This window comes from Loktanella sp. Alg231-35 (assembly GCF_900143545.1).
Taxonomy (GTDB): Bacteria; Pseudomonadota; Alphaproteobacteria; order Rhodobacterales; family Rhodobacteraceae; genus Yoonia.
In genome coordinates this window covers 444,355-469,288 of record NZ_FREV01000002.1, presented here as the reverse complement: position 1 = coordinate 469,288, position 24,934 = coordinate 444,355, and the positions used below count along the sequence as shown (strand labels likewise).

Here is a 24,934-nt window from a genome sequence, read left to right as displayed (position 1 = left end):
AACCTATGGGTGCATCCGGGATCACATGTCAATGACCATCTCTTTGATGAAGCAAAATTGCTTAAGGACTGTTTAATTTGGGAAACAATCCGTTAAGCAGCCCATTGAAAGTTGTAGAAACAGGCGGGAAATCGCAGTTTCGCACTAAAGTGGCGAAGAGTCCGAAAGACATCGCAGCAGCCCAAAGACTGCGTTATTTGGTATTTGTCAAAGAGCTGGGCGGCGATGGCCCGCTGGTCGATCACGCAGCGCGACTTGAGCGTGACACGTTCGATCCATATGCCGGTCACCTGATGTTGCTTGATGAAACACGTTCGCCTGACGATCAGGTCGTTGGTGTTTACCGTTTGATGACAACCCAGATGGCCCAAAAGGCGGGGCGATTCTATAGCGAGGAAGAATACGATCTGCGTCCGCTACGTGAAAGCGGGCGGCGCTTGTTGGAGTTGGGCCGCTCTTGTCTGCACCCTGACTATCGCGGGGGCACTGGCATGCTACATCTATGGGCAGGGCTTGCGGACTATGTGGCCAACCACGGCATTGAAGTGATGTTTGGCGTGGCCTCGTTTCATGGCACGGATGCAGATGCGCTGGCAGGCCCGCTGAGCCTGCTGCACCATCGCCACAGCGCACCTGACGCTTTGCGGGTCCGGGCGATTGGCCCGACGGCCTTGAATATGAACATGCAAGCCGCAGACCGGCTTGACCGCCTGGCTGCTGTCCGCGCGATGCCCCCGCTGATCAAGGGCTATCTGCGCCTTGGTGCCACTGTGGGTGATGGTGCGTTTGTGGATCACGACTTCAACACTGTTGATGTCTGTCTGATCCTTGAACATGAGGCGATCAACGCTTTGCAGAAATCCATCTATACTAAAGGGGCGGCACGTGGCTGAGACCTGGTACGGTGAAAACGGCCCGCAACCTGCCCAATTCGGGTTTGGCGGGTGGTTGCGGGTGGTGCTGCGCGCGGTACCATTGGTTGCGCTTGTGTTTGGCGGGTTGGCCGTGCTGTTGCTAGTCCGGCTGTTCGAGCGCCCGCTATACGGTCTGCGCCGTCCGGTCACACCTTTCATCACCCAATTCGTCTGCCGGTCCTCTTTGGCGCTTTTGGGCATCCGCTATCGCATCCAAGGCGCGCCGATGGAGGGGGCGGGGGCGGTTGTGGCAAACCATTCGTCATGGTTGGATATCTTTGCGCTGAATGCGCGCAAACGGATTTATTTTGTCTCTAAATCCGAAGTGGCAGGCTGGCCCGGTATTGGCTGGCTGGCGCGGGCAACGGGCACGGTGTTTATCAAGCGGGACCGGGCAGAGGTGGCAGATCAGATCGGCCTGTTCCGGGACAGGCTGTCGGCAGGGCACAAACTGCTGTTCTTTCCCGAAGGCACCTCGACCGATGGTTTGCAGGTTTTGCCTTTCAAACCGGCACTTTTTGCTGCCTTTTTTGATCCCGCGCTGCGCGACACGCTCAATATTCAGGCTGTCACCCTGAATTATGCGGCACCAGACGGGGCTGATCCGCGGTTCTATGGCTGGTGGGGCGATATGGATTTCGCGCCGCATTTGCTGGCAACTTTGGCCACCAAACGGCAGGGCAGCATCACGGTAATCTATCATCCGCCCGTCAAGGTGGCCGATTTTGCGGACCGCAAAGCACTTGCAAAAGCGATGGAGGATGATGTGCGCGGCAGCCTAGCCCAGCATGGCGTGGCGCAGATCTGAGAGCGCCTTAGCGGGTGTCTCGGCACTCCAAATCTCATCGCCGATGCCAAAGAAATCCGTATGAGGCGACAGTGCGCGGATCAGATCAGCGGTCAATGCACCTTCGGCCACAACGGGCACTTCGATCATCATCGACCACCACTCAAAAAGCTCAAGCTCGGCCTGTCGGCCATCGCCAAGTGGGCTGGTGCCAATTGGGCCAAAGCTGACGTAATCGGCACCCAGTTCGCCTGCGGTCATGCCATCGTGGCGCGAATTGCCGCAGAAACTGCCGACAATTGCATCATCACCCAGGTCCTTGCGCACTTTCTTGATCGTGCGTGCGCCATCCGTCAGGTGGACACCATCCAGACCCAGACGTTCGACCAGCATGATGTGGCTGTCGATGACCAAGGCCACATCCCGTTCGTGGGTGACTTCGCGCAGAGCATCCGCCGCTTTGGCGATGCGGGCCTCATCTGTGCTGCCCAAGGCAAGCCGCACACAAGCGACCTCTGTACTGTCCAAACAGGCCGCCAGTTGCGCGGGGTAGGTGGACAGATCGAACTCTGACGGGCTGATCAGGTAAAGTTGCGGGTGGTCCTGAGCGTCCGACATGAGAGGTATTCCGAAATGATCCAGTGTTCGGGCGCTTTTAGCGAGGTTTTGCAGGCTTGGCTATGCCTTGGGCGGCAAGCTGCGCGCATATTCCAGCGCCATTGCGACGATTTGGGCGCGGCTTTCATCATCGCCCAGAACATCTTCTGAGACATCAACCATGCCGCCCATCTTGCGCCCGGTAAAGGAAAGCGGGGTAATACCGTCGATCCTGAGCGCCTCTGGCTCTGCCGCTTTGCCCACGCGCGCCATACCGCCACCCTGATGCACGCCGCAAATCATGTTGCCATCTTTGAGAAAACAAAGTCCGCCGAACATCTTCTTTTCAGACAGCCCCGGCTCATCGCCGAGCGTCTCGCGCATCAGTGTTGCGTATCCTGCGTCATAGGCCATTGGTACCATCCTTGCTTTGGGATTTAGGGCAGCGTATCACGCCGCGAACCGACAAAGGAAGCCTGATGCCCAGCCCGACATTGCAACCAGCCTATGTTCTGATCCGCCCGCAGATGGGCGAAAACATCGGTGCTGCTGCACGCGGCATGTGGAACTTTGGACTGGACCGGATGCGCGTTGTGGCGCCACGCGATGGCTGGCCAAACCAAAAGGCGGTCGCCATGGCCAGCGGGGCGGGGCGGTTGCTGGATGAAGCGCAGATTTTCGACGACACGGGCGGTGCAGTTGCCGATTGTGACTACGTCTATGCAACCACTGCGCGGCCACGGGGGTTGACCAAATTGGTGCTAACGCCCGAGGCCGCGATGGCCGATGCCCGCGCACGCATATCCCAAGGCCAGAAGGTTGCAGTGATGTTCGGGCCTGAGCGTTCGGGCATGGAAAACGATGATATCGCGCGGGCGAATGCGATTATTTCAGTGCCGGTGAACCCTGAATTTCCTTCGCTTAATCTGGCACAATGTGTCTTGCTGACAGGGTATGAATGGCGCAGGGCCGATGTGCCGTCAGCGGCCTCGCGCGTTGATGCGTTGGGTGACTGGGCCGAGCAGATCGAGATCGAAAAGCTGAGCGAACATTATGAGCAGCGCTTGGAAACTGCGGGGTTCTTTTTTCCCGAACATAAGGCCGAGAACATGAAGGTGAACCTGCGCAATCTGTGGTCGCGGATGCCGATGACGCGAGCGGATGTGCAGATGCTGCATGGGATCATGCGCCAGATGGTGCGCTGGAAAGAACGCGGCTGATGGGATGTAAGGTGGATCAGGATCCACCTTACCTGACGCTTCTGTGGCACCCTGTCGCTTGCAGCCCCGCAAATGCAGGCATAGGTTCCGCTCAAGACAATTCGGAGGCCTGAGATGGCAGAGAAACGCAGCATCTTTGAAGAAGTTGGCGACACCCCAAAACAAGTCGCGGCCCCCGGTGTGATCGATCGTGCAGGGCAAGGCGCCCGTGGGCTGATCCGGGGCTGGCTGATGATCCTTTTTGGTCTGGTTGTGGTGATGATTGTTGTGGGCGGCCTAACTCGCCTGACCGATAGCGGCCTGTCCATCACCGAATGGAAACCTGTGACCGGGGCGATGCCGCCAATGTCAGAGGCGGCATGGGCCGAAGAATTCGACAAATACCGTGCCATTCCGGAATATCAGCTGCAAAACAAGGGCATGACCCTTGCTGAATTCAAGACCATCTACTGGTGGGAATGGGGCCACCGGCAGCTAGGCCGGGTGATGGGCCTTGTCTGGGCTGCCGGTTTCCTTTTCTTTGCTGCAACCCGCAAAATCCCCACTGGCTGGCCCCCAAAGCTGCTTTTCATTGGGGCCTTGGGTGGTTTGCAGGGCTTTATTGGTTGGTGGATGGTCTCATCAGGGCTGAAGGACGGCATGCTTGATGTGGCCTCTTACCGGTTGGCCACGCATCTTGGCCTTGCCTTTGTGATCTTTGGGTTCATTGCCTGGTACATCTATCAGCTTGGGCGCAGTCAGGCTGACCTGCTGCAGGCCCGGCGCAGCGGCGATGCGCGGCTGGCGCGTCTGACAAGTATTCTGGTGGCATTTGCCTTCTTGCAGATTATTCTGGGTGCGCTTGTGGCAGGAATTGACGCTGGCCGCGCATACCCTGACTGGCCTTTGATGGCAGGTGCTTTCTTGCCGCCTGAACCATTTGGTTTGTCTCCTATCTGGCGCAATTTCTTTGAAGACGCAGGTCTTGTGCAATTCATGCACCGGATGGCGGGTTATGGCCTTTTTGCCTATGCCATCTTTGTCTGGCTACGCGCGCGCAAGTTGGCCAATGGGCACACGCGCTTTGCCTTTAATACCGTGATGGCGGTCATGTTGTTGCAGGTCGTGCTGGGCATTCTCACCGTCATCTATTCCGCACCCTGGCACATTGCCATTGTGCATCAGTTGGGTGCGGTCGTCCTATGGGCGCTGATCTTGCGCGGTCGCTTTCTAACCCAATATCCCATCCCCCAATCTGTACGAGGCTAAGATATGACCGCTTATGATGAATTGATGGCCTTCCAGCGCGAGACCGAGGCCTTGGGCCAGATTGCTGGTCGTTTGGGGTGGGATCAGGAAACCATGATGCCCGCGCACGCCACACCACAACGTGCCGAGGAACATGGCGCGATGGCCAATATCCTGCATGCCCGCCGGATTGATCCGCGGATTGGCGATTGGCTTGCGGCCGCAGAACCCGCTGACGCGGTCGCGACCGCGAACCTGCGCCATATCCGCCGCAGCTTTGAGCGCACTGCAAAGGTGCCCGCAGCTTTGGCCGCAGAACTGGCCAAAACCACGTCACTGGCCCACCGTGTCTGGGCGCAGGCCCGCGCGGATGAGGATGTCGCGGCCTTTCTGCCGATGCTGGAAAAGGTGGTGGCTCTGCGTCGCGAAGAGGCGACAGCGATCGCTGGCGATGCCGCACCTTATGATGCTTTGCTCGACGATTATGAATCTGGCGCCACAGGTGCAAGCCTGAGTGCGATGTTTGATGCGTTGCGGCCCCGGCTGGTGGCCCTGCGCGCAGCGATCCTTGACCGTCCCGCACCTGCGCAGCTTTCGGGCACTTATGATGATGCAGCCCAGCTTGCCCTGTCAGAGAAGTTGGCAGCCGTCTTTGGCTATAGTCTTGATCAAGGCCGCATCGACAAGGCGGTGCATCCGTTCTCGTCGGGGTCAGGCCTTGACGTGCGGATCACGACGCGGACCACTCCTACCGATCCGTTCAACTGCTTTTATTCGACCATCCACGAGGTCGGCCATGCCACATATGAGCAGGGCATTGACGCGGCCCATTTGCTGACCCCCATCGGGCAAGGCGTGTCGATGGGCGTTCACGAAAGCCAGAGCCGCATATATGAGAACCAGCTAGGGCGCTGCCGAGCGTTCACTGGATGGCTTTATGGTCAGATGCGCGATCAATTTGGTGATTTCGGGATTGCCGATGAAGATGCTTTCTATGCCACGGTCAACCGCGTCAGCGCTGGGTTTATCCGCACCGAGGCTGATGAAGTGCAGTACAACCTACATGTGCTACTGCGCTTTGATCTGGAACGGGCGTTGATGGCCGGTGATTTGGCTGTGGCTGATCTTGAGGCGGCGTGGAACGACCGTTTCAAGGCTGACTTTGGCTATGCGGTTGATAAGCCCTCTGATGGTGTCTTGCAGGATGTGCATTGGTCCGAAGGGCTGTTTGGGTATTTTCCGACTTACACCTTAGGTAATGTCTATGCAGGATGTCTGCATGAGGCACTTCGCAAGGCGCTGCCTGATCTGGATGATCAACTGGCCAAGGGTGACGCCGGACCGGCCACCGCCTGGCTGCGCGAGGCTGTCCAGCAGTATGGTGGATTGCGCACGCCGGTTGAGACGATTGGTCATGCGACAGGGGCAGCACCCAGTGAAGGGCCTTTGCTGGACTATCTTGAGGAAAAATTCAGCGGGATCTACGGATTGTAAGGGCGGACGCCTCTGGCGGATGTTTGATCGGAACTGGAAAATATGGGTTCAGGACCAATCAGGGTCGCGCTTTTCAAGGAAAGCGTTGATCCCTTCGTTGGTCTGGGCATCCAGCATGTTTTGCACCATGACATCACCGGTATAGGCATAGGCCTCGGCCGTTGTCATTTGCGCCTGCGCGTAGAACGCCTGTTTGCCGATCTTGACCGCAACGGGAAGTTTCGCCGCAATAGTGGCGGCGAGATCTTGCGTGGTTCTGTCCAGATCGCTGGCGGCGACAGCGCGGTTGATCAAACCCAGTTCCTGCGCTTCGCGGGTGTTGATAAAGCGCCCGGTGGTTAGCATTTCAAAGGCTGATTTGCGCGGGATATTCCGGGTCAATGCGACCATCGGGGTGGAACAAAACAGGCCAATATTCACGCCATTGACGCCAAAACGGGTTTCGTCGGCAGCGATCGCCAAATCACAGGTTGCGACCAGCTGGCAGCCTGCGGCGGTGGCGATGCCATGCACCTGGGCAATGACGGGCTGGGGCAGGGACTGGATCCGCTGCATCATTGTGGCGCAACGGCCAAAGAGGTCTGCGAAATAGGCGGCACCGCCATCTGCGGCCTGCCGCCCGGCCTGCATTTCCTTTAGATCATGCCCGGCACAAAACGCCTTGCCGGTCCCGCGCAGAATGACCGCGCGCACATCACGATCATCGGCGATCGCGTCAAATCCGCTTTGCAGCTCTGCCAGCATCGCGTCAGACAGGGCATTCAGCCGTTCCGGCGCATCCATCGTGAGGGTGGCGATGCCGTCAGTGTCGTCGCGATGCAGGATTGTCATTCTGGTTCTCTTCTGTTGGATTTACATTAACGTAATCCAGGGTGAAGACAGATGAAACCAAAGATGGATATTCCGGCGCTGCAGGCATTTGTATCGCGCGAATTCCCGCAGCTTGGCGATGACTTTCTGATTGAAGAGCTGACCGAGGACGGGGTGCGCGTGCGTTTGCAAGTGGGCAAGCGGCATTTGCGGCCCGGTGGAACGGTGTCAGGGCCGTCGATGTTTTCATTGGCGGATGTAGGCATGTATCTGGCCATTCTCGCGCGTATCGGTCCTGTGGCGCTGGCTGTAACGACGAGTTGCTCGATTGATTTCATGCGCAAACCAGCAGCAGGTGCTGACCTGATTTGCGATGTGCGGTTGCTGAAACTGGGGCGCGTTCTGGCAGTGGGAGATGCATTGATCACCAGCGCGGGGCAGTCAGCGCCCGTTGCGCGGGCCAGCCTAACCTATTCGATCCCGCCCAAATAAAAAGGGGCCGGAATAGTTCCGGCCCAGTCAGGAAGTGGCAGGAGGGGTTTAGCCCTGCCAGAACGGCTTGGACGCCTCTGCCTGGGCAGAAAAGCGATCAATACCGATATCATGGAGCAAATGCGTCTCCAGTTTCTGCAATGAACGACGGGTGTTGCGGCGCGTTTCCCAATTGGTCACAATCACCGCAAATTTGACAGCAAGGCCAGCCGCCAAAGGCAGCTTGGACTGGGCGTTCAAAGTTTCAAGTTGCGCGGTGTGGAGCGCGTGTGACATGGGACTACTCCTTCAATTGTATTGACACAATGTAGTAAATCGCTACACATGAGTGGTACAAAGTAGAATTCATAAGGTCTATGAAATGATTGTATCGGATACAATTTGGCAACCGAATGTCGCCGATGCCGGGAAATCCAAGTATAAATCACTGGCACAGGCTATTCGGGAAGGGATTGTATCAGGACAACTGAACGCAGGTGAAAAGCTGCCCCCGGTTCGAGAGCTGGCCTACCGGGTCGGGGTGACGCCCGGCACGGTTGCGCGGGCATATTCGGTGCTGATTGACGAAGGGCGTCTGGTTGCCGGTGTCGGTCGTGGGACCTATGTGGCGGGCGGCGCTGCCAGTGCGGTTGCCATTGCCCGCCCCCCGATCATGTTGGACACCCCAAATAACGCGCCCGATCGTGTTCACCTGCTAAGCCCCAAGGTGCCCGACACCGGCCAATCCCAGTTGATCCGCGATGGCATGCAGGCGCTTTCGCGCGAACTGCACCCCGAACATTTGCTGCGCTATCCCACCCGCGAGACTGATCTTGCTGCGCGAGAGGCTTTTCAGAATGAAGTTTCACCGGACAGTGTTGGTCACTTTGGTATCGACGACATTGTCACAGCGCACGGTGGTCAAAGCGCCATTGTGATGATCCTGCAAACAATTCTGCATGGCGCAAATCCGGTCATCGCGGTGGACGAGTTAAGCTATGGTGGGTTTCGTTCGGCTGCACTGCTTTGCCGGGCCGAGGTTGTGCCCCTGCCATGGGACGACGAAGGGCCCGTTGTTGCGGTCTTTGAAGAGCTGATCAAATCAAAAAGCGTGCAGGTCTATTTCACCGCCTCGGAGGTCTGCAATCCAACGGTAAAGCCCACGGCGCCATCGCGCCGGGCTGAAATGGCACGGGTGGCTGAACGTTACGGCGTGCATATCATTGATGATGATTGCTACCGCTTGATGAAAACGGACCGTATTGGCCCCAGCTATCGCGCGTTGCTGCCGGAACTGGGCTGGTATGTGTCTTCGCCTGCAAAAACGCTGACGGCTGCACTGCGCATCGGGTTTGCCATTGCACCGCAGGGTTGGGGGCAGGCGCTGGTGCGGACATCGACCTATCATTCGTTTGGCGTGTCGCGGATGATCACCGATCTTTATGCATATATGCTCGCAAGGCCGGAACTGCCCGAGATCATCGAGGGCGTGAAGGGCAGGGTGGCAATGGATATCAGGGCGGCGGTGAATGTGCTGGGTGGGCATCGGTTGAATTGGTCCGAGGACGTGCCGTTCCTTTGGTTAGAGCTTCCCCGTGGGTGGCGCGCGGCGGCATTCTGCAAAGCGGCGGAGGCCTCGGGTGTACTTATTAAGCCGGCCGAGGATTTCACGTTGCGTGACGGGCGGTCGGTGCATGCGGTGCGCATTGCTATCAACGGGTTTATGTCACATGACGCGTTTACAGAGGCGATGGACGTCTTGCGCAGGCTTTTGGATCAACCTGCCGAGCAGCTTGCGACGTGAGTATGGGGTAAAATAATACCTAATTTATAGTGCGTTGAATTTGCTATATTTTTCGACACCAATGGTGGTTGACTGCGTCCACGCACCCTCTATAACGCCCCAATCTGAATGACCGTGGCAGCAAGGCCACCCCAAACCTTTGGTGAGATATGAAAACCTTTACCGCAACTCCTGCGGATATCGACAAGAAATGGATCCTGATTGACGCTGAAGGCGTTGTTCTGGGTCGTCTTGCTTCGATCATCGCAATGCGCTTGCGCGGCAAGCACAAACCATCCTTCACGCCGCACATGGATATGGGCGACAACGTGATTGTCATCAACGCTGAGAAAATCCAGATGACTGGTAAAAAGCGTGATGAAAAGTATTACTGGCACACTGGCCACCCCGGCGGCATCAAGTCCAAGACCAAGGCCGACATCCTTGAAGGTGCGCACCCTGAGCGCGTCATCATGAAAGCCGTCCAGCGTATGCTGCCCGGTGGCAAGCTGTCGCGCCAGCAAATGACACACCTGCGTGTCTTTGCAGGTGCCGAGCATGGCATGGACGCCCAGAAGCCCGAAGTTCTGGACGTTAAGTCCATGAACAAAAAGAACACGAGGACTGCATAATGGCCGATCAAGTAAACTCGCTCGAAGAGCTGGGCCAAGTCGCTGAAGGTGTGGAAGCTGCACCAGAAGCTGTGGTCGAAACTGTTGTGACACGCGAGCCCGTCCGTGACGAGCTGGGCCGGTCCTATGCCACAGGCAAGCGCAAAGACGCTGTTGCCCGTGTCTGGATCAAGCCGGGTTCCGGCAAAGTGACCGTGAACGGCAAAGACATGGACACATATTTCGCGCGTCCCGTTTTGCAGATGATCCTGCGTCAGCCGTTTCAGGTTGCCGGTGTCGTTGACCAATTCGACGTGATGGCAACGGTTGCTGGTGGTGGCCTGTCTGGTCAGGCTGGTGCGGTTAAGCACGGTGTGTCCAAAGCGCTGCAGCTGTACGATCCGACACTGCGTGCCGCGTTGAAAGCCGCTGGCTTCCTCACACGCGACAGCCGTGTGGTTGAACGTAAGAAATACGGTAAGCGCAAGGCGCGTCGTAGCTTCCAGTTCTCCAAGCGTTAATCGCTTCTCGGAAGTTGAAACGCATAAGTATTGGAAAAGGCGCGGTTTTTTACTGCGCCTTTTCTTTTGTGTCGCATTCCCCAAACATCGTCACTCTTTTCATTCAGGATCAACAATCTCAGTTTGTGGAGTTGGTACGTATTGGTTAGTCATGCGCTGTGACGACAGAGGCGGAGTTAAGCATGCAGTACCGACGTGAAATTGACGGATTGCGCGCCATCGCGGTTCTACCTGTGATCTTGTTTCATGCTGGATTTGGCATTTTTAGCGGCGGCTACATCGGCGTTGACGTATTTTTTGTCATCAGCGGCCACCTCATCACCAGCATACTTATTGCAGAACTCAACAAAGAGACATTTTCGATCGTTCATTTTTATGAACGTAGGGCAAGACGCATCTTACCTGCGCTGTTTGTCGTGATGCTGGCGTGTTTACCGTTCGCATATATGTGGATGTTGCCGTCGCAGATGGAAGAGTTCGCGCAAAGCGTCGTTGCTGTCAGCCTATTCTTGTCAAATTGGCTATTTTGGTCGCAATCTGGTTACTTCGAAACCGCAACGGAGCTAAAACCGCTTCTTCATACATGGAGTCTGGCAGTGGAAGAGCAGTATTACCTGCTGTTTCCCATACTTATGATGGCGATCTGGCGCCTTGGTCTGAGATTTGTTGGGGTCATCTTTGTTGCACTGGCGTCCTCTAGCCTACTACTAAGCGAGTGGGGCTGGCGAAATGAACCTGACATCAATTTCTTTTTTACATTTTCGCGTTTCTGGGAATTGTTGGTGGGGTCAATCTGCGCCTACCTCACTGTTGGCCAACCCACCAAATCGAGTAACGTCCTAAGTAGCATTGGGCTAGCGGCGATTGTGTTTGCGATCTTTGCCTTTGATGGCGAAACACCTTTTCCGAGTGTTTATGCACTTATCCCGGTTGTCGGTACGGCATTGATCATTTTGTATGCTCGGCAGGGGACCTGGGTTGCAAAGCTGCTGTCGATGCGCGCCTTTGTGGGCATTGGGCTAATCTCGTACAGCGCATATTTGTGGCATCAGCCATTGTTCGCATTTGGGCGGCTGCGCAGTGACGCAGAACCTGGTCATTTGTTGATGGGGTTGCTTGCTGTTGTTGCGCTTCTATTGGCATGGGCAACGTGGCGCTTTGTAGAGCAGCCATTCAGACGAAACCCAAGGCCGTTGTTGGCTACACGGTGGCGCTTGTTTGCGACAGGTGGCGCGTTTGGAGCAGCCTTTGTTGCCGTAGGTCTAGTCGGCTTTCTGAGCGGAGGAAACATTCTGAATAGATATGATCAGCGGATTGTTGATCTGATCGCTGAAATGCACGATGGAAACTATACGTGGCAGAACAAGAAAGATTTGCGGTTTCGTCAGTTTGACGACAACGGCAAAGAAAACATTCTGGTGATCGGAGACAGCAATAGCGGTGATCTGCTAAATGCTCTTGTTTTTGGGTTCAATGAAGAATTCAACTTTTCGTCTGTTACGGTAAAAGTTGGATGTGGAAACCTGTATCTGGACCGCGATGTATTCGCTCACCATGAGACTGTCAGGCCGGCAACCGAATGCTTGAGCAGCGACAGGTTCGATGCTGATACAATTGCGCTAATAGAAAGCGCCGACTACGTTTTCTTGGCGTCTTCTTGGCGCGCATTTGAAGCTGAATATTTTTCGGAAAGCTGGGATCGATTGCAGCAAGATTTCGGTGAAAAATTCTACGTCTTTGGCGCTAAGAATATCAGTTTTTCAGAGCGGCAATTATACGATGAAGGTTTCGACGACCTGTTTGACCTAAGCGTTCCTCCACATGGAGAAAAAAACGATATTAATCAGTTACTTAAGGAGGTTGCAGGTCAAAGGTTCATTGATCCAAGTGACATCTTTTGTCTGGACGGCGCTTGTCGCATTTTCGCAGACGGTAATGCTCTGTTTTATGACGGATCACATGTTACGCGAACTGGCGTAGCTCATTTGGCTAATTGGCTCCAGGCTTGGATGTTAGGCGTGGGATTGGGTGATCGGAAAGTCTGATTTCGGCGGTAGTTCTGGATTTTTGACTAGTTTCTAGCCTTGTTGGGATAGATCAACGTTTCATTCAGGCCACTGGCCCTTTGGCCCAACGCCAGTTCAATCCAATTGATAAGACAGCCGAATGCCCAGTGTCTCAATCCCCGGGTTCACCTCGCTGGCGTTGGCGTTTGATCGATGATCAAAGACCACCGACAGGCTACCAGTGTCGCCAAAGTTCACACCGGCCCCCAGCGAACCTCGCCATTGCACCGGAAAGCCAAGGTCAGGCCCGTCGCCCTGCACATAGAACCCCGGCATTAGCGAGAGTTCGATAAAGATCGGACTGTCGGAAATCCGTTCACTGGACCATTTCCCACCGGCGCCAATCCATAGATCGTTGTCATTCGTTAGGCTTGCGCCAACTGTTGGTTGGACCGCACCATAGCGTTTGGGCAGGTCGTAGCTGACGAAATACTCATCGCCGATGACATCTTCCTGAAAATAGGTATCGCCGTATTGCACATGGACCCGCTCTGGCGCTTGCGTCTGTTGCAAACAGTCGGTCGGGCAGTCGTTCAGGTAAGTGTCCGACCAACCCACCATAAAAAAGAACACCGCAAACCGACTATCCATTTGTTATTCCTTAGTTATCAGGCTCGATCAGGCCCAGCCCGCGCAGGTAAATCCCTATCCCTGATTCGAGCAAGTCCTCAGGTGGAAACGGGCTTTGCGTGCCGGGGTTGGAGCGCGCGAATAATTCGACCACGCCGTGCGACATGGCCCAGATATGGGCGCTAAACATCTGCGGCGGCGGGCGTTTTTCGGCTGGGATATGCTGTGACAGCTCTTCGGCGGCCTTTTCTAACACGCCCATGGCCTTGGTCGCGACGGCGTTCAGTTCTGGCGTGCGATTGACCGAGATACCTGATTCAAACATCGCGATGTAATAGCCGGGATGTTTGCGGGCAAAGGCCAGATAGGCGCGGCCTGTGGCCTCAAACGCGGCGAGGGCAGAGGGTTGGCCATTGCCATAGGCGTGTTCCATCAAATCACCAAAGAGCACATAGCCTTGCTGGGCGGCGGCGGCGATCAGGTCTTCGCGCCCTTCGAAATGGCGATAGACGGCGGCGGGGGTCACGCCTGCTTCGCGCGCAGCCTCTGACAGGGTAAAGCCCGTCGGCCCGCGTTTTTCGATCAGCGTCAGACAGCCTGAAATCAGGGCCTCGCGCAGATTGCCGTGATGATAACCGCGTTTAGGCATTCCAGAGGTCAGGACCCCCGACAACTTGCGCATCAATCGGGGCCAATGCGTCAGGGTTTTTGTGGGTGTAGTCCAGTTGGCTTAGCACATGGCGGATCACCTGCACCCGCGCGCGGCGCTTGTCGTCAGAGCGCACGATAGTCCATGGCGCATGGTCTGTGTGGGTCCGCTCAAGTGTTTCACCGATGGCATCGGTATATTCATCCCATTTGCCAAGGCCTTCCACATCAATCCAGCTGAGCTTCCATTGCTTAAGCGGATCGCTTTCTCGGTCCAGAAACCGCTTTAGCTGCGTGGCACGTCCGACGTTCAGCCAGATCTTGATCAGTTTGATGCCTTCGTTAACCAACATATCCTCGAATTCCGGCGTTTGGGCGAACCAGCGTTTACGCTGATCAGGGGTGCAGAACCCGAAAACATGCTCTACCACGCCGCGATTGTACCAGCTACGGTCAAAGATTGTTACTTCACCTTTGGCTGGTAAGTGCGCGATATAACGTTGAAAATACCATTGATCTGCTTCCACGTCCGTCGGTTTAGACAGCGCGACAATCTTAGCCCCGCGCGGGTTAAGGTTCTCGCGGATGCGCTTGATTGTGCCACCTTTGCCTGCCGCATCACGACCCTCAAAAACGATGGCGACACGTTGCCCGGTTTCGCGTGCCCAGGCTTGCATCCGCACAAGTTCGATTTGCAGGGTGGCCAGCGCATCCTCGTATTCGCTGCGTTTCCAGCGTTTGGCGTAAGGATAGCTGGCGTTGATGATTTTGCCTTTGTCGGCAGCTTCCACCGCCGCGCGCACCTCCGCCGGAGCGCCTTCGGTAAAATACCGGCTGATCCCGCCATCAAAGGGTAACGCCATGAAAACTCTCCTGATCTCTTGGATTATATATGGGGGTTTGTTGGGTGAAGCGCAATTATGGTTTGTTTGTCATTGAGATACGGTTGACGCGGCAGCAATATCAACACGCACTGCAAGCAGCGTTTCACAGCCTAGTTCAGGCCAGCATTGCGTGCTGCACGATCAATTGCCGCGATCACAACCTGCGGCTCGGCATGGTGCGGCATATGGCCAACACCGGGCAGGCGGGTGGTATTGACCTGCGGGACGATTTTTTCAATTTCTTCGGCGTGTACATGGATTGGAACGGTTTTGTCTTCTTCACCGTGCACAATTTCAATTGGCAGGGTCAGTTCAGGATACCGCTTTGACAGGACCACCACCTGCGGACGCGAGGTGTTCACCTGCCGCGCATTGGCGCGCATACTGTCGGGCCGCAGGGTAAGACCTGCACCGATATAGTCTGCATAGCCCTCAGGCGGGTTTTGAGGCGCAAAGGTCGCTGCGATGCTGCTGTCCACGACGGATGACGGCACAAAGGCTGAAATGGCCGGAATAGTGACAACACCGCCAAAGGCGCTGCCATTCACCTGATAGTATCGGTCCAGATCACCGGGCCAAGGCATCGTCACCCCAGCCAATGAAACAACCGCTTTCGCATTGACGGGGCTGTCTTCGTCCAACCCTGCAACAGCCCATGCGTAAGATACGATGCCGCCAAAGCTATGGCCCGCGACAATCGGATCGGTGATGCCGATCTTTGCCGCAGCCTCGCGCAGCATCGCCGCCTGATCCTGCGGGCTGTCACCCTCGGTCGCGGTCAATCCCTGTGCAACACCCGGCACTCGGTCCGTGTAACCCAAACCGGGGCGGTCAAAGGCGGTGACGGTATAGCGATCGGTCAGCCGCCCCATCAGATCAAAGGTGAATTCACGCAAGTTGCCACCGGCCCCATGCAACAAGACAAGATGGGGCCCGGAACCTTCCTGCACATAATGAACCTGACCGCCGGCCACTTCAACAAACTGGCCCAATGGCGGATAGGCCGCTTCGGCCTGTGCAGCACGGTAGCTGGCCGCCAGCCCTGTGGCCATGGCTGCCACGCCAATGGCAAGTGCGGTGTATGAAAGCGCCTTAACTGCCAATTTTTTCCAACTCAAACGGTGTGCTTTGATATATTTCGTTGATCCAGTTTCCATATAGGAGGTGCGCGTGACTTCTCCAGCGGTTTTGCGGCTGTTCCGTTGGGTCATCGCCGGGATAATAGTTCGTCGGCACGTTGATCGGCGTGCCACTTGCCACATCGCGATCATATTCCTGCTTCAGCGTGCCGCTGTCATATTCAAAATGGTTAAAGATATAAAGCGCCCGATGGGCCGGATCCTCAACCAGACAGGGGCCTGCCTCTTCACTGGTGATCAGGGTTTTCAGCCCGGCTGCGTCGATCTCATCCTGCCGCATTTCGGTCCAGCGGCTGACAGGGATGACGCAATCGTCAGAGAAGCCGCGCAAATAGGGCGACGCGGATGCCTTGTTCACATGACGAAAACAGCCGAACGCCTTATGATCCAGCATGTGTTTCTTCACGCCGTGGAAATGGTTGATCATCGCCATGCCGCCCCAACAAACACCAAAGGTGGAATGCACATGGGTCTGGGTCCATGCGAATACTTCGCACAGCTCCTCCCAATAGGTCACATCCGCAAAGGGCAGATGCTCAATCGGCGCGCCGGTGATGATCAGCCCATCGAATTTCTGGTCCTTCACTGCCGAGAACGGTTGATAGAATTCGGCCATATGTTCGGCGGCAGTATTCTTTGTCTGATGCTCGGACATGCGCACCAGTGACAGTTCAATCTGCAATGGCGTCGCCCCAATGAGACGGGCAAATTGGTTTTCGGTTTGGATTTTCTTGGGCATCAGGTTCAGCAACGCAATCCGCAGCGGGCGGATATCCTGCTGGGCGGCGCTATCTTCATCAAGCACCATGACACCTTCGTGGTTCAACACGTCGTAGGCGGGCAGGGCAGAGGGCAGTTTAATCGGCATTTGGCAATTCCTGATCAGAGGGCAGAGATAGGCCGCTTAGCTGCGCATCTCAAGTGCGTCGGCGATCATGCCAACAAAGCCCTCCGTATCTTTGACCTTTTCGACAGCAGCCTGCGGGACGGTGATCCCCCATTTATCCGCCATCGCTTTATAGCGTGGTTGACGATGCGCCAGCGCCTTAGCAAAGGCCCAGCGGATGAAATCATCGGGGTCTACCTTTTCGGGTGTGATCTTGAATTCAGCCAGATAGGCCCGCCATGTGTTCAAAAGGAACACCGGATCATAGGACATCGGCTTGGGTTCTTCGTCAAAACGGCGGATCAACTCGGCTGTATGGGCGTCGGTCCCCTCGATCCAGACCATGAGGGTCTTGGACGCAAGTTCTGTCATGATCGGGTCACTGGGATCATATGCATCCACCCATTCGCAGATCGACCCTCCGGTGTCACAAACGAAATGCGGATACTGATAAAGGTCAACCGAGCGATCAATAAAATAGCTGGTGTCGTGCAGGGCTGCGATTTCAGCGGCCTGAAATTCATCCTGCCGGCGCGTGTATTCATCCCACGCGAGCCCGCCCTTGGCCGGATCACCGGGTTTGCCCAGATAGGACGACATCGGCTTGAGATCATCAAAAGAGATGTTAGAGCCGATATAGATCGAGTTGGAGCGCAGCAGATCACGCAGGAACGGCACTTTCATCGCCTCGCGCTTGGCGTTATCGGCGATTTTTTCGCCCATGTAGCGGGTGCCAATGCGGTAATCGATCGAGTAATGAAACCAATCGCCCGTGCTGCGTAGCATGGTCGACAGATAGGTTTTGCCTAAGCCGGACATGGCAAAGAACAGAACACGTTTCTGCGGGGCGTTGCGCCAATCTGATGCGGATGCGTAGATCATGGCGCTGTGGGTAACCTTGCCGCAAAAATTGCGCCAGTGCTTTTTTAAGAGCGCCCGTGCGTCGGGCGCTCACTGTGGCTTTTGGCCCTAGGCCAACACACCCGGCCAATTCGCATCAGCCGCTGCGATGTTGCCGGGGATGTCCTGACGCCAGCGTTCGCGCACGCTGGTGGAGAAGTTCAGGTACAGCTTGTCATCGACAATCGTCCAGGCGTCAGGTGCTGTGGGGGCGGTGGCACCTTTGCTGACTGCAAATGCGCAGTAGCCACCGTATTGTGGGGCATAGGCGGCAGGGTCTGCGGCGAACATGTCGCGGTTTTCCTCAGACGCAAAGCGCCATGTAGCCCCCATGTAGTCGAAGGTGATCGCTTCATCACCTGCTATCGGTGCGCCTTCAGTGAAATAGGCGACTGCATCAGTGCCATCAATGGCGATGCCGTCTTCTGCGTAGATATCTGGTGTTGCGGCCATAGCACTTGGGGCAAAAGCCGCAACCGCAGGAGCGGCGATGGCAAGGGTAAGCAGGTGGCGGCGTGTGATAGGCATGTCGGTCTCCGGGTCTGGTTTGCGTTGCTTTGATCCCAGATGGGGCCAATCGCCGTGCAAAATCTAGAGACCACACAGACATGTGAGACATGTTGCAAAGGTGTTTGGTGCGCTTAGGCCCCGCGCCAGATCCAGCCGCCGCCCAGCACACGCGTGCTGTCAGGGTCATAGAACACACAGGCCTGTCCCGGCGACACACCTTGTTCGGCCACAAGCAATTCAACCTCTGCTTCTGTGTCAGAGATCGGCCGCAGGATCGCGTCAGTGGGGGGACGAGTTGAGCGTACACGCACCGCGATTTGCCGCTCGCCCATATCGGACAGCTTGCCATCTCCAATCCAGTTGATTTCGCGGATTGGCACACGGCGGGTGGCAAGCAGGTCCTTGGGCCCAACAACCACCTGTTTGGCATCCACATCCAGTTTCACCACATAAAGCGGGTCCGCCAGACCACCAATCCCCAATCCACGGCGTTGGCCGATCGTATAGTGGATCACACCTTTGTGGACGCCCAGCACATTGCCATCTGTATCGACGATATCGCCCGGTTCGGCCGCACCGGGGCGCAGCTTTTCGATCACGGCGGCATAGTCACCGTTGGGCACAAAGCAGATATCCTGACTATCGGGTTTGTCCGCGACACTTAGCCCGTATTTGCCGGCCAAGGCGCGGGTTTCTTCCTTGGATGCATGATGGCCCAATGGAAAGCGCAGGTAGTCCAACTGCTCTTGCGTGGTGGAAAACAGAAAATAGCTTTGGTCTTTGGCGTCGTCAGCGGCCGAATGCAGCTCTGCCCCATGCACACCCATCTTGCGCTGAATGTAGTGCCCCGTGGCCATGCAATCGGCGTCCAGATCCTTGGCTGTTTCCAGCAGATCCTTGAACTTTACCCGTTCATTGCAACGAATGCAGGGCACGGGCGTGGCACCACCCAGATAGCTGTCGGCGAACTCATCCATGACCGCCTCGCGAAAGGTGTTTTCATAGTCGAGAACGTAGTGTGGAAAACCCATCTCTTCGGCGACGCGGCGCGCGTCGTGAATATCGCGACCAGCGCAGCAGGCACCTTTTTTGGCAAGCGCGGCACCGTGGTCATAAAGTTGCAATGTGACACCAACCACATCGTAGCCTTCCTCTGCCAGCATTGCCGCCACAACAGAGCTGTCGACACCACCAGACATGGCCACGACAACGCGGGTTTGCGCTGGTGGTTTGGCAAAACCAAGCGAGTTTAAAGGCGTATCAAGCGGCATGATCTGTCCAGATGGGTTGGGTTCGCGATGAAATATAGGAAAATGCAACGTACTCTCAAGGGGGCGCTACACCACTCTTTAAGCACTGCACTGCATAAGACTTGGCGGAGTAAATGGAAAGGGGCGCGAAATGTACCTTAGGAAGGTGGAAGGACCACGGTCTGTCACACTGCCGGATGGATCGGTCATGACACGGGCCGATTTGCCCGGCAAGGACACCCGGCGGTGGGTTGCCTCACGCAAGGCCGCCGTGCTGCGCGCGGTTCTGTCAGGGCTGATCACCCGCAAGGAAGCGCTGGAACGCTACAACCTGTCAGAAGAGGAATTTACGGCGTGGGAGCAGGCCGTGGGGACCCATGGAGAGGCTGCGTTGAAAGCCACCACACTGCAACGCTATAGACAACCATAAGTAGCAATGCGACGAGTTATGTATATGGTAACGTGTGATTAACCTTTGCGGGTTTAGGTTAACGGCATCAAACAAAGAGTGGAGAACTCGAATGCGCGTCCTACTGGTTGAAGACGACCCAACCACCTCCAAAAGCATCGAACTGATGCTGACCCATGCCAACCTGAACGTCTATGCGACGGACCTTGGTGAAGAGGGGATCGATCTTGCGAAACTATACGACTACGATCTGACCCTGCTTGATATCAATCTGCCCGATATGAACGGGCACGAGGTGCTGCGCCAGCTGCGTCTTTCGCGGATTGAAACGCCAATTCTGATCCTGTCGGGCGATGATGATACGGAAAGCAAACTGAAAAGCTTTGGCTTCGGTGCTGATGACTACCTGACCAAACCGTTCCATCGCGAAGAACTGGTGGCGCGTATCCACGCGATCATCCGGCGTTCTAAGGGTCATGCGCAATCTATCATCAAGACCGGCAATATCTCGGTCAACCTTGATGCCAAAACGGTTGAGGTTGAAGGCAGCACTGTGCATCTGACCGGCAAGGAATATCAAATCCTTGAACTGCTCAGCCTGCGCAAGGGCACAACCCTGACCAAGGAAATGTTCCTCAACCACCTTTATGGTGGCATGGATGAACCTGAACTGAAAATCATTGATGTTTTCATCTGCAAGCTGCGCAAGAAATTGAACGAAGCAACGCATGGCGAAAACTTCATCGAGACGGTCTGGGGGCGTGGCTATGTTCTGCGTGACCCGGATCCGGTGGCCATTCCAGAAAAGATTGCGGTAGGGGCTTAGGTTCAGATACCTGCCTGAGCGGGTGCCCGGACGGCTTTTGCGTGGGAAACTCCGCTTTACGACGATGCGCTGCCCGCCTAATTATTGCGTCACCCCCATGGTGGGGTGGCGCTTAATTTTTGGGGAGGCGGCTTTGTCAAAGCCAGAAGATGCAACGCAATCAGCAACTGGCGACATCGCGGTTGCCGACCTGACGGAAGCGCAGGCCAGACAGGAACTGGCCCGGCTTGCGGGCACGCTTGCTGCGGCAAACACGGCGTACCACCGTGATGATGATCCCGACATCAGCGACGCAGAATATGACGCCTTCAAGCACCGCAATGCAGAGATTGAAGCACGATTCCCCGCACTGAAACGAAAAGACAGCCCCAGCGAACAGGTCGGCGGGGCCGTCGCAGAAGGGTTCGGAAAGATTCAACATGCGGTGCGCATGTTGTCATTGGGCAATGCTTTTGATGATGCGGATGTTGCCGATTTCGACCAGCGGATTCGCAAATACCTAGGTCTGGCAGGTGGCGCACCACTCACCTACACCGCAGAACCTAAGATTGACGGGCTTTCGCTGTCGCTGCGCTATGAAGGTGGCGCATTGGTGCAGGCGGCCACGCGCGGCGACGGGTCCGTCGGCGAAAATGTCACCGCAAATGCGCGCACCATCGCAAACATCCCCACGCAACTGAACGGCGCACCCGATGTGCTGGAGGTGCGCGGCGAGGTTTATATGAGCCACGCGGATTTCGCAGCACTCAACACACGTCAGGCGGCGGCGGAGCAAAAGACCTTTGCCAATCCACGCAATGCCGCTGCGGGATCGCTGCGGCAACTGGATGCGCAAATCACCAAGAGCCGCCCGTTGCGGTTTTTTGCATATGCCTGGGGCGAATTGTCGGCCCCTTTGGCAGACACGCAATCGGGTGCGATTTCCCGCTTGGCTGCACTTGGTTTTGCAACAAATCCGCTGACAAAAACCTGCGCCAGCCCACAGGCCCTGATCGCGCACTACCGCGATATCGAAGAACAGCGCGCCGGTCTGGGTTATGACATTGACGGTGTTGTCTACAAAGTTGACGATCTGGCGTTGCAATCGCGGTTGGGGTTCCGCTCTACGACGCCACGCTGGGCCATCGCCCATAAATTCCCTGCCGAACTGGCCTGGACTGTGCTCGAGGCGATCGACATTCAGGTCGGGCGCACTGGTGCGCTTTCGCCTGTGGCGCGCTTGCGTCCCGTCACTGTGGGCGGCGTCGTTGTTTCAAACGCCACATTGCACAACGAAGACTACATCGCAGGGCGCGATGGCAATGGTGCCCCAATCCGCGAAGGCCGTGATGTGCGGGTTGGTGATTGGGTTCAGATCTATCGGGCCGGCGACGTAATCCCCAAGATCAAGGACGTGGATATTGCGCGCCGGCCAGCGGATGCAGTGCCTTACGCGTTCCCGCAGATCTGCCCCGAATGCCAGTCCGACGCCATACGCGAAGAAGGTGATGCCATCCGCCGCTGTAGTGGCGGGATCATTTGCCCTGCGCAGGCTGTTGAGAAGCTCAAACATTTCGTATCCCGCGCGGCCTTTGACATTGAAGGGCTGGGCGCAAAACAGGTTGAGCAATTCTATACTGACGGCTGGATTGCGACGCCTGCCGATATCTTCACTCTGCGCGCGCGCTTTGGTGTGGGGATGCAGCAGCTGAAAAACCGCGAGGGCTGGGGCGATAAGAGCGCAGGCAATCTGTTTGATGCCATTGACGAAAAACGCACCATCCCGCTGGCGCGTTTGATTTTTTCGTTGGGCATACGGCACGTGGGTGAAAGCGGTGCCGCGCTTTTGGCCAACCACTATGGCTCTTGGGCAGGATTTGAGGTTGCGATGACCAGAGCCACGGTTGGCAAAGGCGCCGCGTGGGAGGATTTGATCAGCATTGATGGGGTCGGGGCCGTCATGGCGGGGTCTGTCATCACCACGTTCCAGCAAGACGCAGAGCGCGCGTCGATTGACCAATTGGTTGCGCAGCTTGATGTGCAGGACACGGAACAACGCGTCACCGACAGCCCCGTGGCGGGTAAAACGGTGGTGTTCACCGGCACGCTGGAACAGATGACGCGGGCCGAAGCCAAAGCACGCGCCGAAGCCTTGGGGGCAAAAGTATTGGGGTCCGTCAGCGCCAAGACCGATATTCTGGTCGCCGGTCCCGGTGCCGGGTCCAAAGCCAAAAAGGCGACCGATCTGGGCATCAAAACTATGGATGAGGCCAGTTGGTTGGCCCTGATTGACACCGCGTGAGCGGGCGCCCCGAAATCCTGTTTCCGCTTTTTGCGGGGTTGACCAAACTGGATGGGATCGGCCCCAAGACGGCGCAAACCCTTGAACATGCAGGCGTTGTCACCCCGCGCGATATGCTGATGACACTGCCGGTGTCGGGCGTTGACCGGCACCGCCGTGCCAGCATTCGCGATGTAGTGCCGCCCGCCGTTGCCACGGTTGAGGTCACCATCGGAGAGCACCACCCACCGCGCACGCGGGGCAGGCCCTACCGCGTGCATGTGGAAGATGCGCAATCCTCGTTTCAGTTGGTGTTTTTTCATGCCCGTGGCGATTATTTGCAGAAACTGCTGCCCACCGGACAACGCAGGATCGTGTCAGGCAAGGTTGAGATTTTTGATGGGATCGCGCAGATCGTGCATCCCGACCATGTGGTGCCCGTGGCTGAGGCCGAAGACATTCCTGCCTTTGAACCGGTCTATCCGCTGCATGCAGGGATCACGCAAAAGGCGATGTGGAAGGCCACACGCTCGGCCTTAACGGATGCGCCGGGGCTGGCTGAATGGATTGATCCGAACCTCAAGAAACGCGAAGGTTGGCCCGATTGGCATGCGGCGATGGCGCTGGCCCATGCACCGCAAGCAACCTCTGATCTGTCGCCCCATGCGCAGGCGCGGGCGCGTTTGGCCTATGATGAACTGCTTGCCCATCAGCTGACATTGGCCCTCGCGCGGGCCGCATCACGGCGAGCCACTGGCGTGGCGTCGGCGCCAACGGGCGTTTTGTCCAATAAGGTGCTGGCCGCGCTGCCTTACAAACCCACAAACGCGCAAACTCGCGCGATCTCAGAAATCGCTGCCGATCTTAAGACGCCTTTGAAAATGAACCGTTTGCTGCAAGGTGATGTCGGCTCTGGCAAGACACTTGTGGCCCTGATGGCGCTTCTGGGCGTGGTCGAAGCAGGCGGGCAGGGCGTCATGATGGCCCCGACCGAAATTCTGGCACGGCAGCATCTGGATGGCCTGCGCCCCTTGGCCGAGAATGCCGGGATCACGCTAGAGGTGCTGACCGGACGCGACAAAGGTGCTGCGCGCGCGGCCAAGCTAAAGGCGCTGGCATGGGGTGATATCCATATTCTGGTTGGCACCCATGCTGTGTTTCAAAAAGATATTGTTTTCAATGACCTGCGCCTTGCCGTGATCGACGAGCAGCACCGTTTTGGCGTCGCCCAACGGATGGAGCTGGGGGCCAAGGGCCGTGCTGTGGATGTGCTGGTCATGACCGCGACACCGATCCCGCGCTCGCTGGCACTGGCGCAATATGGCGATATGGACGTGTCTGTCCTGGACGAAAAACCACCGGGCCGACCCCCAGTGCAGACCGCCTTGGTTTCGATCGCGCGCATGGACGAAGTGGTTGAGAAACTGCGCAAAGCCGTCGCTGACGGCAGGCAGGCCTATTGGGTCTGCCCATTGGTCGAAGAAAGCGAAGTGGTTGATATGACTGCCGCCGAAGAACGTTTCAAACGGTTGCGCGCAACCTTGGGCGAGGGCGTTGTTGGCTTGGTTCACGGTCAAATGCCCCCGGCGGATAAAGACGCCGCGATGGCCCGGTTCGTGGCGGGCGAAACCAAAGTGCTGGTTGCCACAACCGTGATTGAGGTCGGAGTGAATGTTCCCAATGCCTCGATCATGATGGTGGAACATGCGGACCGGTTTGGACTGGCACAACTGCACCAGCTGCGCGGGCGCGTGGGGCGCGGGACTGCGGCCTCGACTTGTTTGCTGCTTTATCAATCGCCGCTTAGCGAAAGCGGGCGGCGCAGGCTGGAAATTCTGCGCGAAACCGAAGATGGGTTTGCGATATCCGAGGAAGATCTGGCCATGCGTGGGGCAGGGGATGTGATCGGCACGGCGCAATCAGGCCTGCCGCGCTTTCGGATTGCGGATCTGGAACGGCAAGCTGCGCAGATGGCCGTGGCACAGACCGATGCGCGCGCCCTTCTGGCGGATGATCCCAAGCTGGAAAGTGACCGGGGGCAGGCCGCGCGGACGCTGCTTTGGCTGATGGAGCAGGACAAGGCAATCCGTTTAATATCAGTAGGTTAAGCGAACGCGTTCCAAAATGTTCGCAAATGTTCTTAAAAAGTTC

At 56.7% G+C, this 24,934-nt stretch carries 26 protein-coding genes; 14 read left to right on the top strand and 12 right to left on the bottom strand.

Annotated elements, in window-relative coordinates; all coding sequences use genetic code 11:
- The first annotated feature begins 149 nt into the window (after window positions 1–149).
- Window positions 150–893, top strand: coding sequence for a GNAT family N-acetyltransferase (locus tag DHN10_RS05890; RefSeq protein ID WP_234417044.1), 744 nt, complete (start codon window positions 150–152; stop codon window positions 891–893).
- On the top strand, window positions 886–1,722 hold the full coding sequence (locus tag DHN10_RS05885) for a lysophospholipid acyltransferase family protein (protein WP_234417043.1): 837 nt from the start codon (window positions 886–888) through the stop codon (window positions 1,720–1,722). The genes DHN10_RS05890 and DHN10_RS05885 overlap by 8 nt, the downstream gene beginning before the upstream one ends.
- Here DHN10_RS05885 and DHN10_RS05880 read toward each other — a convergent pair.
- Together DHN10_RS05880 and DHN10_RS05875 are read right to left on the bottom strand one after the other, a co-directional pair.
- On the bottom strand, window positions 1,693–2,319 hold the full coding sequence (locus DHN10_RS05880) for a thiamine phosphate synthase (protein ID WP_108814298.1): 627 nt from the start codon (window positions 2,317–2,319) through the stop codon (window positions 1,693–1,695). The two genes, DHN10_RS05885 and DHN10_RS05880, sit on opposite strands and share 30 nt — an antisense overlap.
- A 60-nt stretch (window positions 2,320–2,379) precedes the next feature.
- On the bottom strand, window positions 2,380–2,712 hold the full coding sequence (locus DHN10_RS05875; RefSeq protein WP_108814297.1) for a TfoX/Sxy family protein: 333 nt from the start codon (window positions 2,710–2,712) through the stop codon (window positions 2,380–2,382).
- 65 nt (window positions 2,713–2,777) lie between these two features.
- Here DHN10_RS05875 and DHN10_RS05870 point away from each other — a divergent pair, with 65 nt between their 5' ends.
- From DHN10_RS05870 to DHN10_RS05860, 3 genes are all read left to right on the top strand, one after another.
- Window positions 2,778–3,518 carry an RNA methyltransferase gene (locus tag DHN10_RS05870; RefSeq protein ID WP_108814296.1) on the top strand — a complete coding sequence of 247 codons (741 nt, stop codon included), beginning with the start codon at window positions 2,778–2,780 and terminating at the stop codon, window positions 3,516–3,518.
- A 114-nt stretch (window positions 3,519–3,632) separates the two neighbouring features.
- Window positions 3,633–4,766: a heme A synthase gene (gene ctaA / locus DHN10_RS05865; protein ID WP_108814295.1), complete on the top strand. Its 1,134-nt coding sequence runs from the start codon at window positions 3,633–3,635 to the stop codon at window positions 4,764–4,766.
- 3 nt (window positions 4,767–4,769) lie between these two features.
- Window positions 4,770–6,239 carry a carboxypeptidase M32 gene (locus DHN10_RS05860; protein WP_108814294.1) on the top strand — a complete coding sequence of 490 codons (1,470 nt, stop codon included), beginning with the start codon at window positions 4,770–4,772 and terminating at the stop codon, window positions 6,237–6,239.
- Window positions 6,240–6,287: 48 nt separating this feature from the next.
- On the opposite strand, the gene DHN10_RS05855 is transcribed toward DHN10_RS05860, so the two are convergent.
- Window positions 6,288–7,091: an enoyl-CoA hydratase gene (locus DHN10_RS05855; RefSeq protein WP_306419256.1), complete on the bottom strand. Its 804-nt coding sequence runs from the start codon at window positions 7,089–7,091 to the stop codon at window positions 6,288–6,290.
- A 30-nt stretch (window positions 7,092–7,121) separates the two neighbouring features.
- On the opposite strand from DHN10_RS05855, the gene DHN10_RS05850 reads away from it, so the two are divergent.
- Window positions 7,122–7,541: a PaaI family thioesterase gene (locus DHN10_RS05850; protein ID WP_108814292.1), complete on the top strand. Its 420-nt coding sequence runs from the start codon at window positions 7,122–7,124 to the stop codon at window positions 7,539–7,541.
- Between the two features lie 48 nt (window positions 7,542–7,589).
- Here the strand turns inward: DHN10_RS05850 and DHN10_RS05845 are convergent, their stop codons facing one another.
- Window positions 7,590–7,817: a DUF1127 domain-containing protein gene (locus DHN10_RS05845; RefSeq protein WP_108814291.1), complete on the bottom strand. Its 228-nt coding sequence runs from the start codon at window positions 7,815–7,817 to the stop codon at window positions 7,590–7,592.
- A gap of 85 nt (window positions 7,818–7,902) precedes the next feature.
- Between DHN10_RS05845 and DHN10_RS05840 the strand changes: the two genes are divergently transcribed.
- The 4 genes from DHN10_RS05840 to DHN10_RS05825 all read left to right on the top strand — a co-directional run bounded on the left by DHN10_RS05840 (window position 7,903) and on the right by DHN10_RS05825 (window position 12,480).
- Window positions 7,903–9,324: an aminotransferase-like domain-containing protein gene (locus DHN10_RS05840; protein WP_108814290.1), complete on the top strand. Its 1,422-nt coding sequence runs from the start codon at window positions 7,903–7,905 to the stop codon at window positions 9,322–9,324.
- 149 nt (window positions 9,325–9,473) lie between these two features.
- Window positions 9,474–9,935 carry a 50S ribosomal protein L13 gene (gene rplM, locus DHN10_RS05835; RefSeq protein WP_108814289.1) on the top strand — a complete coding sequence of 154 codons (462 nt, stop codon included), beginning with the start codon at window positions 9,474–9,476 and terminating at the stop codon, window positions 9,933–9,935.
- Window positions 9,935–10,435: a 30S ribosomal protein S9 gene (gene rpsI / locus DHN10_RS05830; RefSeq protein WP_108814288.1), complete on the top strand. Its 501-nt coding sequence runs from the start codon at window positions 9,935–9,937 to the stop codon at window positions 10,433–10,435. Before rplM ends, rpsI begins: the two co-directional genes overlap by 1 nt.
- A gap of 182 nt (window positions 10,436–10,617) precedes the next feature.
- Entirely contained in the window at window positions 10,618–12,480 is a 1,863-nt protein-coding gene (locus DHN10_RS05825; RefSeq protein WP_108814287.1) for an acyltransferase family protein, read from the top strand.
- Window positions 12,481–12,576: 96 nt separating this feature from the next.
- Here DHN10_RS05825 and DHN10_RS05820 read toward each other — a convergent pair whose 3' ends face one another.
- From DHN10_RS05820 to mnmA, 8 genes are all read right to left on the bottom strand, one after another.
- Window positions 12,577–13,092 (bottom strand): acyloxyacyl hydrolase, encoded by a 516-nt coding sequence (locus DHN10_RS05820; RefSeq protein WP_108814286.1) that lies wholly within the window; start codon window positions 13,090–13,092, stop codon window positions 12,577–12,579.
- 10 nt (window positions 13,093–13,102) lie between these two features.
- Window positions 13,103–13,720, bottom strand: coding sequence for a TetR/AcrR family transcriptional regulator (locus tag DHN10_RS05815; protein ID WP_108814285.1), 618 nt, complete (start codon window positions 13,718–13,720; stop codon window positions 13,103–13,105).
- Window positions 13,713–14,582, bottom strand: coding sequence for a polyphosphate kinase 2 (gene ppk2 / locus DHN10_RS05810; RefSeq protein WP_108814284.1), 870 nt, complete (start codon window positions 14,580–14,582; stop codon window positions 13,713–13,715). The genes DHN10_RS05815 and ppk2 overlap by 8 nt, the downstream gene beginning before the upstream one ends.
- A 131-nt stretch (window positions 14,583–14,713) precedes the next feature.
- A complete protein-coding gene (locus DHN10_RS05805) occupies window positions 14,714–15,655 on the bottom strand; it encodes an alpha/beta fold hydrolase (RefSeq protein ID WP_108814533.1) in 942 nt (313 codons plus the stop codon).
- A 40-nt stretch (window positions 15,656–15,695) separates the two neighbouring features.
- Window positions 15,696–16,610, bottom strand: a complete 915-nt coding sequence (gene metA, locus DHN10_RS05800) for a homoserine O-acetyltransferase MetA (RefSeq protein ID WP_108814283.1) — start codon at window positions 16,608–16,610, stop codon at window positions 15,696–15,698.
- Window positions 16,611–16,646: 36 nt separating this feature from the next.
- On the bottom strand, window positions 16,647–17,510 hold the full coding sequence (locus tag DHN10_RS05795) for an ATPase (RefSeq protein ID WP_108814282.1): 864 nt from the start codon (window positions 17,508–17,510) through the stop codon (window positions 16,647–16,649).
- A gap of 87 nt (window positions 17,511–17,597) precedes the next feature.
- Window positions 17,598–18,056 (bottom strand): YHS domain-containing (seleno)protein, encoded by a 459-nt coding sequence (locus DHN10_RS05790; RefSeq protein WP_108814281.1) that lies wholly within the window; start codon window positions 18,054–18,056, stop codon window positions 17,598–17,600.
- A 113-nt stretch (window positions 18,057–18,169) separates the two neighbouring features.
- Window positions 18,170–19,309: a tRNA 2-thiouridine(34) synthase MnmA gene (gene mnmA / locus DHN10_RS05785; RefSeq protein ID WP_108814280.1), complete on the bottom strand. Its 1,140-nt coding sequence runs from the start codon at window positions 19,307–19,309 to the stop codon at window positions 18,170–18,172.
- Between the two features lie 130 nt (window positions 19,310–19,439).
- Here mnmA and sciP point away from each other — a divergent pair, with 130 nt between their 5' ends.
- From sciP to recG, 4 genes are all read left to right on the top strand, one after another.
- Complete coding sequence (sciP, locus tag DHN10_RS05780) at window positions 19,440–19,718, top strand: CtrA inhibitor SciP (protein ID WP_108814279.1); 279 nt, start codon at window positions 19,440–19,442, stop codon at window positions 19,716–19,718.
- Between the two features lie 91 nt (window positions 19,719–19,809).
- Window positions 19,810–20,523 carry a response regulator transcription factor CtrA gene (ctrA, locus tag DHN10_RS05775; protein ID WP_108814278.1) on the top strand — a complete coding sequence of 238 codons (714 nt, stop codon included), beginning with the start codon at window positions 19,810–19,812 and terminating at the stop codon, window positions 20,521–20,523.
- A gap of 175 nt (window positions 20,524–20,698) precedes the next feature.
- Window positions 20,699–22,804, top strand: coding sequence for an NAD-dependent DNA ligase LigA (ligA, locus tag DHN10_RS05770; RefSeq protein ID WP_373456674.1), 2,106 nt, complete (start codon window positions 20,699–20,701; stop codon window positions 22,802–22,804).
- A complete protein-coding gene (gene recG, locus DHN10_RS05765) occupies window positions 22,801–24,891 on the top strand; it encodes an ATP-dependent DNA helicase RecG (RefSeq protein WP_108814276.1) in 2,091 nt (696 codons plus the stop codon). The genes ligA and recG overlap by 4 nt, the downstream gene beginning before the upstream one ends.
- The last annotated feature ends 43 nt before the right edge of the window (window positions 24,892–24,934 follow it).

Coding starts and splice junctions, on each gene's coding strand:
- ppk2 (WP_108814284.1), bottom strand. CDS start 14,582: ATGGCGTTACCCTTTGATGGCGGGATCAGCCGGTATTTTACCGAAGGC.
- DHN10_RS05850 (WP_108814292.1), top strand. CDS start 7,122: ATGAAACCAAAGATGGATATTCCGGCGCTGCAGGCATTTGTATCGCGC.
- DHN10_RS05825 (WP_108814287.1), top strand. CDS start 10,618: ATGCAGTACCGACGTGAAATTGACGGATTGCGCGCCATCGCGGTTCTA.
- DHN10_RS05815 (WP_108814285.1), bottom strand. CDS start 13,720: ATGCCTAAACGCGGTTATCATCACGGCAATCTGCGCGAGGCCCTGATT.
- sciP (WP_108814279.1), top strand. CDS start 19,440: ATGTACCTTAGGAAGGTGGAAGGACCACGGTCTGTCACACTGCCGGAT.
- mnmA (WP_108814280.1), bottom strand. CDS start 19,309: ATGCCGCTTGATACGCCTTTAAACTCGCTTGGTTTTGCCAAACCACCA.
- rpsI (WP_108814288.1), top strand. CDS start 9,935: ATGGCCGATCAAGTAAACTCGCTCGAAGAGCTGGGCCAAGTCGCTGAA.
- DHN10_RS05790 (WP_108814281.1), bottom strand. CDS start 18,056: ATGCCTATCACACGCCGCCACCTGCTTACCCTTGCCATCGCCGCTCCT.
- DHN10_RS05795 (WP_108814282.1), bottom strand. CDS start 17,510: ATGATCTACGCATCCGCATCAGATTGGCGCAACGCCCCGCAGAAACGT.
- DHN10_RS05880 (WP_108814298.1), bottom strand. CDS start 2,319: ATGTCGGACGCTCAGGACCACCCGCAACTTTACCTGATCAGCCCGTCA.
- rplM (WP_108814289.1), top strand. CDS start 9,474: ATGAAAACCTTTACCGCAACTCCTGCGGATATCGACAAGAAATGGATC.
- DHN10_RS05805 (WP_108814533.1), bottom strand. CDS start 15,655: ATGGCCACAGGGCTGGCGGCCAGCTACCGTGCTGCACAGGCCGAAGCG.
- ctrA (WP_108814278.1), top strand. CDS start 19,810: ATGCGCGTCCTACTGGTTGAAGACGACCCAACCACCTCCAAAAGCATC.
- DHN10_RS05820 (WP_108814286.1), bottom strand. CDS start 13,092: ATGGATAGTCGGTTTGCGGTGTTCTTTTTTATGGTGGGTTGGTCGGAC.
- ctaA (WP_108814295.1), top strand. CDS start 3,633: ATGGCAGAGAAACGCAGCATCTTTGAAGAAGTTGGCGACACCCCAAAA.
- DHN10_RS05860 (WP_108814294.1), top strand. CDS start 4,770: ATGACCGCTTATGATGAATTGATGGCCTTCCAGCGCGAGACCGAGGCC.
- metA (WP_108814283.1), bottom strand. CDS start 16,610: ATGCCGATTAAACTGCCCTCTGCCCTGCCCGCCTACGACGTGTTGAAC.
- DHN10_RS05875 (WP_108814297.1), bottom strand. CDS start 2,712: ATGGCCTATGACGCAGGATACGCAACACTGATGCGCGAGACGCTCGGC.
- DHN10_RS05870 (WP_108814296.1), top strand. CDS start 2,778: ATGCCCAGCCCGACATTGCAACCAGCCTATGTTCTGATCCGCCCGCAG.
- DHN10_RS05845 (WP_108814291.1), bottom strand. CDS start 7,817: ATGTCACACGCGCTCCACACCGCGCAACTTGAAACTTTGAACGCCCAG.
- DHN10_RS05840 (WP_108814290.1), top strand. CDS start 7,903: ATGATTGTATCGGATACAATTTGGCAACCGAATGTCGCCGATGCCGGG.